We start from the raw sequence: 12987 nt of genomic DNA, 5'->3' as shown, positions 1-12987 counted from the left end.
CCTATTCCATTCCTTTAGTTCCTTCAACAGTGATGTACTTTGCTCCCAGAGCAGCCTGGCGCCCCTATGACGGCGTGGACAAATAATATGAGTATAGGGTAGCAACAAAACTTTCAGATTGAATAAACACGCCGTGAGGCCTTGGCCACTCCGTGCTGGCTGGCGGTGGGTGTGCCGAGCCGGCAGCACGCGTGACGAGGGCCGAGCGTTAACCTATTTGCCGGACGTACAAGGGTAAATCGATTGTATTTCGCTTGGGCATTACGCTATCCTGCCTGCAGGAATAAACAGATATAAAGCAATAAAACCACATATTTATCAATGAATAAGGGCGCCCTAACCGCCAGGTGAAGGCTGAGAAATACCCGTATTACCTGAACTGGATCATGCTAGCGTAGGGAAGTCACAGTATCCATTCACCCGCGGAACCGCCTTCTTGATCGCCGGTGGGAGAATGAAAGCCATGCAACCCTCCGAACTGCCGGGCGCGATTGCCGCCTATACCTTACAGCAGCTGCGCCATCAGGCGCAGCTGGTCCACTGTTTCACCAATGACGTAGTGCAAACCCTCACCGCCAACATACTGCTGGAGTTGGGCGCCTCCCCTCCCCCGATGGTCGTGGAGCCGGAAGAGGCCGCGCAATTCAGCGCTATCGCCGATGCCCTATTGATTAATATAGGTACGCTGTGCCAGCAGCGGGTGGCCGCCATGCTGGCCGGTATTGCTCCTGCCGGTCGCTGCGTTGATAGCGGCGATGATTCCGTGCAGGCGCTGCCCGCCGCTCGGGTCTTGGCTAAAGCGTGCGGCGCAATAGTGGCGGTGACCGGCGCGGTGGATCTGATTACCGACGGTAACCGTACCTGGCAGGTAGACGATGGTCATCCGTTAATGACGCGTGTGACTGGTACTGGTTGTGTCCTGTCGGCGGTGGCGGCGGCCTGCTGCGCCTTGCCCGGTGAGCGGCTGGATAACGTTGCCGGCGCTTTTTCCATTGAGAATAAGGAGCGACGCCGACTGTTTTGGCACCTGTGTTTCCATTGAGGCTATTTCCTTGCTGAATCGAATAGTTTTCCCCCCACGGAGGCTGCATTTATTAATCATAGATACTATCTTGGACGACGGAAAAGTCGAGCGTCGGCGAGAAGAATTCTCATGATGCGCCGGGCGGGTATTAGGCCAGACACAGGCAGGGAAGGGTAAAACAAAGTGCCAGCTCAAGGGAAGATGAGCTGGCAAAAGAGGTGGTCCTGGTGAGTAACTGGTCGTTGCTTTCCATTTTTTCAGCAAACGGATTATACCCCGTTGTGGGGGACGGGATTGTGACCCAATTCTAATTACTGGGTAAAAATCAGGCGATAGCGGCGTCCGGCCTGCCGTGGGGCTGGCGGGTGGTGGTACCGTCTAGATTGCGCAACAGCAACGCATAGTGGAGGCTGACCTCCGGCGGCACCGGCAGATAAACCGTATGGCCGTTACCAGGGGCGACATCAATGGCTTCGTCCCGGCTATTGGTCATATTTTCCACGGTAAAGCGGATGTTTCCCTGCGGGGTCATCAGTTCGACGCTGTCGCCGCAGGCGAACTTGTTTTTCACAAGCACTTCTGCCCGCTCGCCACGGCGTTCGCCGCTGAATTCGCCGACGAATTGCTGCCGGTCGGATACCGAGTAGCCATAGTCATAGTTTTGTAGTTCCTGATGCGTATGGCGGCGCAAGAAACCTTCGGTATAACCGCGGTGCGCCAGCCCTTCCAGCGTGCTGAGCAGGCTGGGATCAAAGGGCTTGCCGGCGACCGCGTCGTCAATCGCCCGGCGATAGACCTGGGCGTACGGGCACAGTAATAGTACGACTTGGTGCGCCCCTCGATTTTCAGCGAGTGTACGACAATGCCCGCCAGCCTTTCCACATGTTGCACCGCGCAGGTCACGTGAATTCATGATATAGGTGCCGTGCTGATCCTCGAAGGCGGACATGTATTCGCCGGGACGTTGGCTTTCTTCAAGCATGAACACGCGATCCGTCGGCGCCCCTTCCCCCAGCGGCAGGCGTTGGTGCAAGTGCCCTGATTCGGATCCCGCTTGTTAATATAGCCCGACAGTAGGCAGCGCCCGGAGTAGGCCATACACAGCACGCCGTGGACGAACACCTCGATCTCCATTTCAGGCACCCGGGCGCGAATTTCGCCTATTTCCTCAAGCGAAAGCTCGCGCGACAAAATCACCCGGCTCAGGCTGGCCTGCTGCCAAAATTTTACCGTTGCCCAGTTGACCGCGTTGGCCTGTACCGACAAATGAATCGGCATGGCCGAAGGCTTCGCGCACCAGCATAATCAGGCCAGGGTCAGACATAATCAGGGCATCTGGCGCCATGGTGATGACCGGTTCAAGGTCGCGTAAAAAGGTTTTCAGTTTGGCGTTGTGCGGGGCGATATTGACCACAACGTAGAATTTTTTACCCAGTTCATGGGCCTACACGATGCCCAGCGCCAGATTCTGGTGATTAAATTCGTTATTGCGCACCCGCAGGCTGTAGCGGGGCTGGCCGGCATAAACCGCGTCGGCGCCGTAGGCAAAGGCATAGCGCATATTTTTTAGCGAGCCAGCGGGGGAAAGTAATTCCGGTGTCAACATGGGATTCTCGTCTGATGTCAGGTCAGGCTGCCCGGCATGGGCAGTTTAGCGGAGGTGATTTTAGCGCCTGGCAGGAAAAAAATCAGGAAGGAATGCGGGGGAAGGCGGTTTATTCGCCCATGGCTTGATCCCGGGCAAAAAAGGATAATTGGCGCAGCGGTTGTCTCTTCAGTCATAGGCAATTACAGGTCTGGGGTCGAGCGGTAATTCTAGCGTGATTTGCACACCGCCTAAAGGCGAATCTGCGGCGCTGATGCGCCCGCGGTGGGCATCGACGATGTTGTGGCAGATAGCCAGACCCAGTCCCGATTCGCTGCTGGCGCGATTGCGTGACGCCTCGGTGCGGTAAAAGCGTTCAAAAATGTGCGGCAGCTGTTGCGGCTCGCCCCCGGCGCGCTGTCGTAAAAGCGCAGGATAAGCACGTGGTTATCGAGGTCGCCGACAATCCGCAATTGGCCGCCTTCGTCGGTATAGCGCAGGCTGTTCTCCAGCACATTATGAAACAATTGGCTCAAGCGCTCGGCGTCGCCGAACACCGTCACCGCCGGCGGTAATTGCTGGCTGAGCACGATGCCTTTTTGCTGAAAACGATCGGCAAATCCCTCCAGTGATCTTTCCAGCAGCGCTATCAGATCCAGCCGGGCTTTGCGGTAGCTCAACGCGCCGGAATCCGATAGGGAAAGCTGGTGCAGATCCGCCACCAGTTTCGTGAGCAGCGCCACCTCGCCCAGGAACTAGTTCAGCGATTCCGGGCTGGCACGCCTCACGCCGTCCTGCAACGCCTCCAGTTCACCGCGCAGCACCGCCAGCGGCGTGCGTAGTTCGTGGGAGACATCGGCCATAAACGCCCGGCGCGTGGCCTGATTCTTTTCAAGTGTCATCGCCAGCAGGTTGAAATCCCGCGCCAGCCGGCCCAGCTCATCGCGCGAGCTTTCCGGCACCCGGGTTGAAAAATCGCCGGCGGCCAGCCGGTGGGTCGCCATAATAAGGAGTTTGACCGGGGCCAGCAGACCGCGGGGGTAAACCATGCCGCCGCCAGTAAACCGGCAAGGGCCACGATAAACCAACTGGTGCGCCGCTGTTGTGTGTCAAAAGTGATATCGGCATTGCGGGTCAGCCGCTCTATCGGTATGGAGACCAGCCAGCCAACAATCTGGCCCTCGGCGCGGATAGGATAGCATAGCGCGGCCCCTCCTGCGGCGGGGGGCCGACCAATTTGCGCTGCCGGTTGTCCAGTACCCAAATCTGGGTACGCCAGCCGTGGGCGGTAAATCTCTGCTCTCTTCGGCACTTTGTTCAAACGAGTGTAGCAGTTGATACACCAGCTGCTGATTATTGTGCAGAAATTCCCAGTTGCCGTGCAGGGCGTATTGCTCCGCCAGGGCGTTGCCGAGCAGGCTGATACGTTGGGTATTACTGCGTTTGATATAGTGGATGAAACCGTGCTCGAAACTGACTCTGACGCCCCACTGTATGGTGATGACCACCAGCATGCAGGTCGCGAACAGTGCGAAGAACAGCTTGGTGGTGATACCTGAGCGCATCATGATTCTTCGCCGTTACGCCCGGCGAGCGTCGCGTTTTGTCCGGTATCCGCCGGCACGCGGGTGAAAATTAGCGCCGGCAGCGCGATGACGACCGCCATGCACAGGTAAGTGGCGATAAACACTTCGTGCATATTGGTGTTGCCGTCCAGGGGATGGGCCGGTACAAACAGGCCCAGCAGGATGCCGGCAATGGTTACCCCGAGGCTCATCGACAGCTGCATGACCATCGATAACAGACTGTTGCCGCCGCTGGCCAGCGTGTCCGGCAGATCTTTTAAGGTCAGAGTGTTCATCGAGGTAAAACGCATCGCGTTGACCATGCCCTGCAACAGCAGTACCACCGGAATCGCGTACAGCCCGCCCGCCAGCGCCACCAGCGGAAAAATCAGGTTGATCACGGCAAGACCCAGCGTAGCGCCGGTGAGCACATGCCGATAACCAAAACGGTTAACAATTTGCACTATCAGCAGTTTAATCCCCATGCTGCCGATGACCATCGGTATCATCATCAGCCCGGCGTGAAACGGGCTGAAGCCGAGTCCTAGTTGCAAAAATAGCGGTGTCATAAACGGCAGCATACCGCTGCCGATCCGGCCCAGCAAACTGCCGGTCAGGCCGAGGGAAAAAGTGGGCGTATCGAACAGGCGCAAGGTAAAAAGCGCATTATCGTTGCCGCGCGCATGCAGGTAATAGCACAGCAGCGCCAGCACGCCGACCCCCACGAGCGCCGTCACGTTACTCAAGCCGAGATCCAGGCTCTTATGTCCGTCAAGGGCCAGCGTCAGCGTCGCCATTCCCAGCGCCAGCAGCAGGAAGCCGCCAAAATCGAAACGGCGGGTCTGCATAGTGTAATTCGGCATCAGCCACCAGGTAACCATGGCGCCGATGATCCCAACCGGCAGATTGATTAGGAATATCCAGTGCCAACTGGCATATTCCACCAAAAAAACCTCCGAGCGCCGGTCCCACCAGCGGGCCAATCTGGCCGGGCAGGGTGACAAAGGCCATCGCCGCCATATATTGCGCCCGCGGCACGATCTTCATGACCGTCAGTCGCCCGACCGGTACCATTATCGCGCCGCCGACCCCTTGCATGACGCGGGACAGCACCAGCTCTTGCAGGCTCGTGGCGCACACACACAGCAGCGAGCCCACGGTGAACAGCACAATGGCGCTGAAAAACACTTTCTTCACGCCGAAACGATCCGCCAGCCAGCCGCTGGCGGGCAACATTACCGCCACCGTCAGGACATAGCTGACGATGACGTAATGCATGCGCAGCGGGCTTTCGTTAAAGCTGTGCGCCATTGAGGGCAGGGTCGTATTGACGATAGTTGTGTCCAGCGTTTGCATAAAGAAGCCGAAGGCTACGGTCCAGAGCTGCCAGCGCACCGTTGCGGATTGAACGGGCTACATGTGTTCTGTACGGGGACGAAACAAAAGCCTGAACATAAAATGCGATTACCCCTCTTAGGACATGGGTGACGGAACGCCGGCGGTGCTGCTGCGCACAGAGTGTATCAAAAAAATAGCCTTTGGCGGCAGGGGTGCCGCCCAGCGCGCTCGCGTTGGTGTCGTAAGCCATGTTGCGCCGGCATCAGAACATCGCGCCTTGCCGGTGGTCTGATGCTGGGTCTCAGACCTGGCCGTTTGCACGGTTCAGGTTAATTGCGCTGTAAAATGCTATTAAGTGTAGCCAATGACGATAGGGGAAAAATGGAGGAAATATGGAGGTCTCTCCTCCCGCGTCAAGCATCTCGCCTATCCGCCTCACAGGTGACCTGGCCGGCGATGCCGCAGTGCGTTTTGAGCCAGGCCAGTCGCGGGATGTGAACCTGGTGGCCTACGGCGGCAAACGGGAGGTGTATGGTTTTCGCGCACACATCATGGGCAAACCGGAGGCAGAGTCATGAGCCATATTTCCCGGCGTGCTTATGCGGACATGTTCGGACCCACCACCGGTGACGCCGCACGGCTGGAGGATACCGATTTGTGGGTTGAAGTCGAGCAAGATTTCACCTGTTACGGGGAAGAGGTCAAATTCGGCGGCGGTAAGGCGATTCGCGACGGGATGGGGCAGGGGTAAATGACCGCTGCGTACTGCGTCGATCTGGTCCTCACCAACGCGCTGATTATCGATCACTGGGGTATCGTGAAGGCGGATATCGGCGTAAAGGACGGCAGTATCCTGTGCATCGGCAAAGCCGGCAATCCGGATGTCCAACCGGGGGTTACGGTGCCCATCGGCCCCTGGACCAAGGTAGTGGCGGAGGAGGGAAAATTGTCACCGCCGGCGGTATCGATGCTCATATCCACTTTATCTGCCCGCAGCAGGCGCAAGAGGGTGCTATGCTCCGGCGTGACGACCCTCATCGGCGACGGAACCGGCCCCGTGGCCGACACGAACGCCACCACCTGTACTCCGGGACCCTGGTATCTGGACCGTATGCTGCCGGCGGCGCTGGAAGAGCAGGTACTGGCAGGCGCTATCGGTCTCAAACTGCATGAAGACTGGGGGACTACCCCGGCGGCGATTGATTGCTGCCTTGGCGTGGCGGATCGCTATGATGTGCAGGTTGCTATTCACACCGATACGCTAAACGAAGCCGGTTTTGTCGAGGATACGCTGGCGGCGATCGCACGATTCACACCTACCATACTGAAGGGGCAGGCGGCGGCCACGCGCCGGATATTATCCGCGTCTGCGGCGCGAGCAATATTCTTCCTTCGTCCACCAACCCCACCATGCCTTATACGGTCAATACTATCGACGAGCATCTGGACACGCTGATGGTCTGCCACCATCTGGATGCCGGCATCGCCGAGGACATGGCGTTTGCCGAACCGCGTATTCGCCGTGAAACCATCGCCGCCTAGGATATTCTGCACGATTTGGGCGCCTTTTCGATGCTGTCTTCCGACTCCCAGGCGATGAGACGGGTCGGTGAAGTCATATTGCATACCTGGCAGGCGGCGCACTGCCGGAGGAGCGTGGCGATAACGATAATTTCCGCGTTAAACGCTATATTGCCAAATACACCATTAATCCGGCGATCACCCACGGTATTGCCCATGAAGTGGGTTCAATCGCGACGGGGGCAAACTGGCGGACCTTGTTGTGTGGTCGCCGGCGTTCTTTGGCGTCAAGCCCGCTCTGGTTATCAAAGGTGGCGTGATTGCCACGGCGCCGATGGGCGATCCCAACGCCTCCATCCCCACGCCGCCGCCGGTGCATTACCGGCCGATGTTCGGCGCGCTGGGAGGCGCCCTGCAGGCGACACGTATGACATTTTTGTCGGCGGCAGCGCGCGCAGACGGCTTACCTGCGCGGCTCGGGCTTGCCAGCCTGATAGGCGAGGTACGCCAGTGCAGGACGGTGCGTAAGCAAGACATGATCAATAATCACTGGCAGCACATTATCGAGGTAGATGCGCAAACGTATCAGGTGCGCGCCAACGGTCAACTCTTGACCTGAGAATCGGCCGCGCTGCTGCCGATGGCGCAGCGTTATTTTCTTTTTTAAGCCGACAGGAACTGCGGATGATTGTATTGACCCAACGCCTTGACCATGCTCACACCGTTACCGTTACCGTTACCGTTACCGTTACCGTTACCGTTACCGTTACCGTTACCGTTACCGCCAGCGCGACGCTGGAACTGGATACGCGGTTAAATGGCAGGGCAGGGAGAGCCAGCCATTTTTCCGTCGCGCCGCCTATCCCCAGTAGCGGCATCAACTGCTTGAACGCCAGCATAATATCTAGATCGTTGCCGCCCACCCGGCACCCGCTGTGTCCCAGCAGGCTGTGCTGCCGGTCGCGCAGTTCACGCCAGCGCGGGCCCATCAGCAACAGTGAGCAGTCGGTGGTGCCGCCGCCGATATCCACCACCAGCACCCGGCTTTCCGCGGTCAGGCCGGCTTCAAAATCCAGCCCCGCCGCGACCGGCTCATATTGAAAGGCCACCTCCTGAAAGCCGGCCCACTGAGCCGCGCGCGGCAAAATGCCCTGCGCCTGACGATTGGCTTCCTCCAGACCGCTACCCTTGAAGTTAATCGGCCGGCCGATCATCGCCTGCGTGATCGTGGCCTGCACGTGCGCTTCCACCTGGCGCTTGATATGGCACATCATGGCGCATACCAAATCCTCGAACAGGGCGATTTGCTGCGGTTTCAGGCCATTGGCGCCGAGAAATGATTTTGGCGATTTTACAAAATAGCTGTCTTCGGGATCGGCGATATAGCTGGCCAGGGCCTGACTGCCGAATTGCAGGCTGTCGTTATGTAGCGGGATGCTGCCCGCGTAAGCAGCAACTAGTTCTCATCGCTGCCGGTAGGGAGGTGCCAGAAACGATGCAGATATTCGCTGACGGCTTCGCGTGTGGGGGCGCTCAGCATCGATGCCATAAAGGGCGAGTCGCCCTCCAGCGGCAAAAGCCGCGGTGTGTCTTCCGTCATGACCGCTACCGAACAGTTGGCGGTGCCGTAGTCAAAGCCAATAAACATTACTGCCTCCCATGCCGATGAGGCGGGAGACTTTAGCGCAAAGCGACCGGGCTACAATCCCGGCCTAAACGCCGCCAGCTAAATCGATAAAACTGCCGGTCAAGTAAGAGGCCCGCTCCGATAGCAGCCAGGCGATGGCTTCGGCGACCTCCCTCTGCTCCCCGCCGGCGGCATGCATATCGGTGTCGATAAACCCCGGGCGGACGCCGTTCACGCGGATCCCCTGACTCGCCACCTAGCGGGACAGCACTACGGTTAGCGTATCCACCGCACCTTTAGAGGCGGTATAGTCGATGTATTCATGAGGGGCGCCAAGACGCGCCGCGGCCGAGGAGACATTGACAATAGTGCCGCCGTTACCGCCGTGCCATTCGTTTCACCGCTTCACGCGCGCAAAGGACCGTACCGGTGACATTGGTCGTGAGAATATGGTTGACCCGGGCGGCATCCATCTGTTCTATACCCGATTGGGGCAATAAAATGCCGGCATTGTTCACCAAACCGCTTATCGGCGGCAGACGGCTATCCAGCTCGGCGAAAAGCGCCTGCACGCTTGACTCATTGGCGATATCCACCTGTAGCGCCAGCGCCTTGCCGCTGGATTTCTTCTACCACCCGCTAGGCTTGCTCTCGGTGCGACAAATAACTCAGGCATACCCAATGGCCTTCGGCGACCCGCCGGTAATCAGCGTCACTTTTTCCATCTCACTATCCTTTCGGTGGAACTGACGAAGCCATGGCCGAAAATTGTCTTGAATATCAGCATGGTGGGCTGTCACCGTTTAACGAATCAAGAATAGCGTCGCCAGGCCGAGAAAAATAAAGAATCCGGCGGTATCGGTAATGGCGGTGATCATGACGCTTGAACCTACCGCCGGATCGCGGCCGATACGGATCATCAACAGCGGGATTAAGACGCCCATCAGCGCCGCCAGCAGCAGATTAAGCAACATCGCCAGCATCATCACGCCGCCGAGACCAGCTTCGCCGTATAATAGCCAGGTAACGATGCCCATGATACTGCCCCAGACCAGTCCGTTAATGACCGCTACCCCGAGCTCGCGCAGGATGAGAAAGCCGGCGTTACCCTTTTCCAGCTGATGCAGTGCCGCTGCGCGGACAATCATGGTGATGGTCTGATTACCGGTATTGCCGCCGATGCCGGCGACGATGGGCATCAGCGCCGCCAGCGACACTAGTTGGGCGATGGTGCCATCAAACAGGCCGATGACGCGCGAGGCGATGAATGCGGTGCAAAGATTCAACGCCAGCCAGGTCCAGCGGGTGCGCACCGCTTTACGTACCGGCGCGAAAATGTCCTCCTGCGGACTTATCCCCCCCAGCCTGCGAAGGTTGCTATCACTCTCTTCAAAATAAACGTCGACCATTTGTTCAATGCTTAACCGGCCCATCAGCTTGCCTTTGCTGTCGATAACCGGCGCGGTGATCATATCGTAACGTTCAAAGGCGCCGGCGGCGTCTTCCGCCCGATCATCAGGATGGAAAGTGGTTGGATGTGCGTCCATCACCTCGCTTACCCGCCGGTGCAGCGGATTAAGCAGCAGCGCAGACAGTGTCAATTCACCGACCAGAGTGTTATGACGATCGACAACAAAGAGCTTGTCGCTGTTCTCCGGCAGCTTTTTCCGCCAGCGCAGCCAGCGCTGTACCGTGGTCAATGTAACGTCGGGTCGGACCGTCGCCAACTCGAAATCCATGTGATGACCGACACTTTCGCGATCGAAATGCATCATTTCACGCACCTGGGAACGGCGTTGCGGTTCGAGAGCGGTCAGCATCCGTCCGACCAAATCGCGCGGCAGGTAACGGGCCAGATAGGCCTGTTCGTCCACATCCAGCGGGCTGATGGCGTGAAGAATATCGCGGTTGGACATCTCAGCGATAAGGCTTTCCCAGACGTTCTCCGACGCCTCTACCAGGGTTTTCCCGCGCTTATTGTTGTCTACCAGCCGCCACAGCGCCAGGCGCTCGTCGTGGGGCAGGCTTTCCAGCAAGTCCGCAAGATCCGCGGCGTGAAGCTGGCGCACAATTGCCAGCAGTTCGGCGGTTTGATCCAGTATAGGACGGTTATCGCCGGCCGGTTCTCGCGTGGGGTGGTTGAGGATACTGTCGATAAGCGGCCGGTTTGCCAGTAAAACGCTTAACGTTTGGTGCCGCAGTTCGGCAAGTTGCGGGGCCTGATGTTTTACGGCTGGCATAATTCCCTGTTCCCTCCCGGCTGGCCGGACGATGAAGATAGACTCGCACTCACTAAAGATAGCGTAACTCTGTCAAAAGACGGTGGATTTGGCGCGGTCGTGCCCCTTCAAGGGCGTCAGGGTTGCTCAGGCGGCGTGGGTTTGACCGTCTGTTCCGCCGGCGTGACGCGTTTGTTTTGGTGATGGTGCCAGGCGCCCACCGTGGCATACAGCAGACGGCCCAAGAGAATGATAAAACTGATAAGCAATATCCAGCGGGTCATCCGCCCGGTGGTGGGTCGTCTTCGCATGCGCAATGCCGCTTTCAAAAGGTGGGCCTCTTACGGGCCGAGGCGGAAACGGGTTGATGGGCCGATTGTAGAGCATAAGCCGGCGCCGTTTCAAGAAGGCGACACCTCGGTGCCTCCCGTCGGGGAAGCTTAGTGCAAGTAAGCTCGGTGAGTGGCGCAGCGGTACCGCAGCGCCTCGCGGAAACGTTAAGGCCACTGGCGGCGCCGTTATCCTCTCGCCCCCCGGTTTGTGCCCGGCTCACGGCGGCGATACCGCGTCAGCGACGGCGTCGGGTTCGGCCTCTTGTACCTGCAAACACCAGCCGGGAATATCCGCCCAGTAGGCCTGCTCGCGCTCCAAATCCAGCTGCATCAGGTTATTTTGCGCAAAAAAACCGGTAGGAAATGTCAACGTCCAGTGATTAACGTCTGTCGTAAGCTGCACCGTTACCGGGGACGTCGCCTGACGCTGGTTATTGAGCAGCACGCCCAGACGCAGCAATTGCAGGCAAGGTAAGAAATGCTTTTTTCTGAACAGGTTAAAGCGGGGAAGATCGTCTATTTTGATTGCTTTACGGTGATAGCGCACCAGCGTCGCCAGCAGCAATTGCTGCTCTTGATTGAAACCGGGCATATTGGTCTGCTGCAAAATATAGGCCGAATGACGCTGCATACCGCTGTGGTTAATGCCCAGTCCCACCTCGTGCAACTGAGCGGCCCATTTGAGCAGCGCCGCGAGTTGTGGCTGCTCGAGATCGGCGTTTTGAGCCTGCCATTGCAGATACAGGGCGCCGGTGGTGTCCCATACCCGCCGGGCCTGATCGCTGTCGATGTTATAATGCTCCGCCAGGCTTTTCGCGGTGCGCATGCGGATATCCTGGTGGCGGAACCGGCCTTCCATTTCATACAGCACGCCCTCGCGCAGGGCGCAGTCAGACAGCTTAAGCTCCTTGACGGCCAGCGCGTCCATCACGCCGCACAGAATGGCGAGCCCTGGAACAAATACCGCTTTGCGCTCCTCGGATAAGCCCGGCAGGCTAAGCGCGGTGAAGTGAGTGAACTGAAGCACTTGGTCACGCAGCATTTCCAGCCGCTCGGGGGTGATCAAACCGTCTTTGGCGCCCATTTCGGTCAAGACTTTGCAGGCCGCTTTAAAGGTGCCGGAAGCACCGAGCGCCACCTGCCAGCCCATAATGCGGTATTGCCAGGCCAGCGTTTCGAGTTTTTGCGCCGCCGCCAGCCGTGCCCGGTGGAAATTGGCCGGACTTATCTCGCCGTCGGGGAAAAAAAAATGGCCAAAGCTGATGCAGCCCATGCGACGGCTTTCCACCAGCAGCGGCTCGAAGTTTTCGCCGATGACCAGCTCGGTAGACCCGCCGCCGATATCGATAACCAGCTTGCGGCCCTTTTCTGCCTGGGTGTGTTCGACGCCCATAAATGTCAGGCGCGCCTCTTCATGACCGGAAATAATTTCGATGGGGTAGGGGATTACCGTCGCGGCCCGGTCGAGAAAGATCTGCGCGTTAACCGCTTCCCGTAAAGCATGGGTACCGACGATCATGACCCGCAACGGCGAAAAGCCCTGCAGGCGCTCGGCGAAAAGGGCGAGGCAGCTCAGGCCGCGTTCCATCGCCTCGTCGCTCAGGCGGTGATCTGCATCAAGACCGTCGGCCAGATGTACGCGTTGTTTCAGGCGGCTCAGTACCTGCATGGCGCCGTTGACGACGCGCGCCACCACCATATGGAAACTGTTGGATCCGAGATCGATGGCGGCGAATTCTTCCGGCCTGGGTATGGTCGTCGATGTTAAGAGCATAA

General features: G+C 58.3%; 5 protein-coding genes and 6 pseudogenes. 3 read left to right on the top strand and 8 right to left on the bottom strand.

Going from position 1 to position 12987, the window contains the following annotated elements:
• The first annotated feature begins 463 nt into the window (after positions 1 to 463).
• Entirely contained in the window at positions 464 to 1042 is a 579-nt protein-coding gene (locus SGP1_RS15780; RefSeq protein ID WP_011411563.1) for a hydroxyethylthiazole kinase, read from the top strand.
• Positions 1043 to 1349: 307 nt separating this feature from the next.
• Here the strand turns inward: SGP1_RS15780 and SGP1_RS15775 are convergent.
• The 3 pseudogenes from SGP1_RS15775 to mdtD form a co-directional block, all read right to left on the bottom strand.
• Positions 1350 to 2630: pseudogene (locus tag SGP1_RS15775) on the bottom strand (peptidase U32 family protein).
• A 168-nt stretch (positions 2631 to 2798) separates the two neighbouring features.
• Positions 2799 to 4174: pseudogene (gene baeS, locus SGP1_RS15770) on the bottom strand (two-component system sensor histidine kinase BaeS).
• Positions 4174 to 5530 (bottom strand): annotated as a pseudogene (mdtD, locus tag SGP1_RS15765) (multidrug transporter subunit MdtD). The pseudogenes baeS and mdtD overlap by 1 nt, the downstream one beginning before the upstream one ends.
• A gap of 374 nt (positions 5531 to 5904) precedes the next feature.
• Between mdtD and SGP1_RS36650 the strand changes: the two are divergent.
• Positions 5905 to 6090, top strand: a complete 186-nt coding sequence (locus tag SGP1_RS36650) for an urease subunit beta (protein WP_050747742.1) — start codon at positions 5905 to 5907, stop codon at positions 6088 to 6090.
• Positions 6087 to 7652 (top strand): annotated as a pseudogene (locus SGP1_RS15755) (urease subunit alpha). Before SGP1_RS36650 ends, SGP1_RS15755 begins: the two are co-directional and overlap by 4 nt.
• 172 nt (positions 7653 to 7824) lie before the next feature.
• Here the strand turns inward: SGP1_RS15755 and yegD are convergent.
• The 5 genes and pseudogenes from yegD to ppx all read right to left on the bottom strand — a co-directional run.
• Positions 7825 to 8681 (bottom strand): annotated as a pseudogene (gene yegD, locus SGP1_RS15750) (molecular chaperone); the annotation flags it as partial.
• 64 nt (positions 8682 to 8745) lie between these two features.
• A pseudogene (locus SGP1_RS15745) lies at positions 8746 to 9283 on the bottom strand (SDR family oxidoreductase); the annotation flags it as partial.
• 180 nt (positions 9284 to 9463) lie between these two features.
• The gene (locus SGP1_RS15740; protein ID WP_041867096.1) at positions 9464 to 10900 is read right to left on the bottom strand and encodes a magnesium transporter; all 1437 of its coding nucleotides are present in this window, start codon (positions 10898 to 10900) and stop codon (positions 9464 to 9466) included.
• A 116-nt stretch (positions 10901 to 11016) separates the two neighbouring features.
• Entirely contained in the window at positions 11017 to 11190 is a 174-nt protein-coding gene (locus SGP1_RS27910) for a YfgG family protein (protein ID WP_083764855.1), read from the bottom strand.
• A gap of 238 nt (positions 11191 to 11428) precedes the next feature.
• Positions 11429 to 12985: an exopolyphosphatase gene (ppx, locus tag SGP1_RS15735; protein ID WP_011411561.1), complete on the bottom strand. Its 1557-nt coding sequence runs from the start codon at positions 12983 to 12985 to the stop codon at positions 11429 to 11431.
• Positions 12986 to 12987 lie beyond the last annotated feature (2 nt).

Origin of the sequence: Sodalis glossinidius str. 'morsitans' (assembly GCF_000010085.1) — a bacterium.
Lineage (GTDB): Bacteria > Pseudomonadota > Gammaproteobacteria > Enterobacterales > Enterobacteriaceae > Sodalis > Sodalis glossinidius.
The sequence above is the reverse complement of the archived record's forward strand: the minus strand, read 5'-3'. Positions and strand labels throughout refer to the sequence as shown.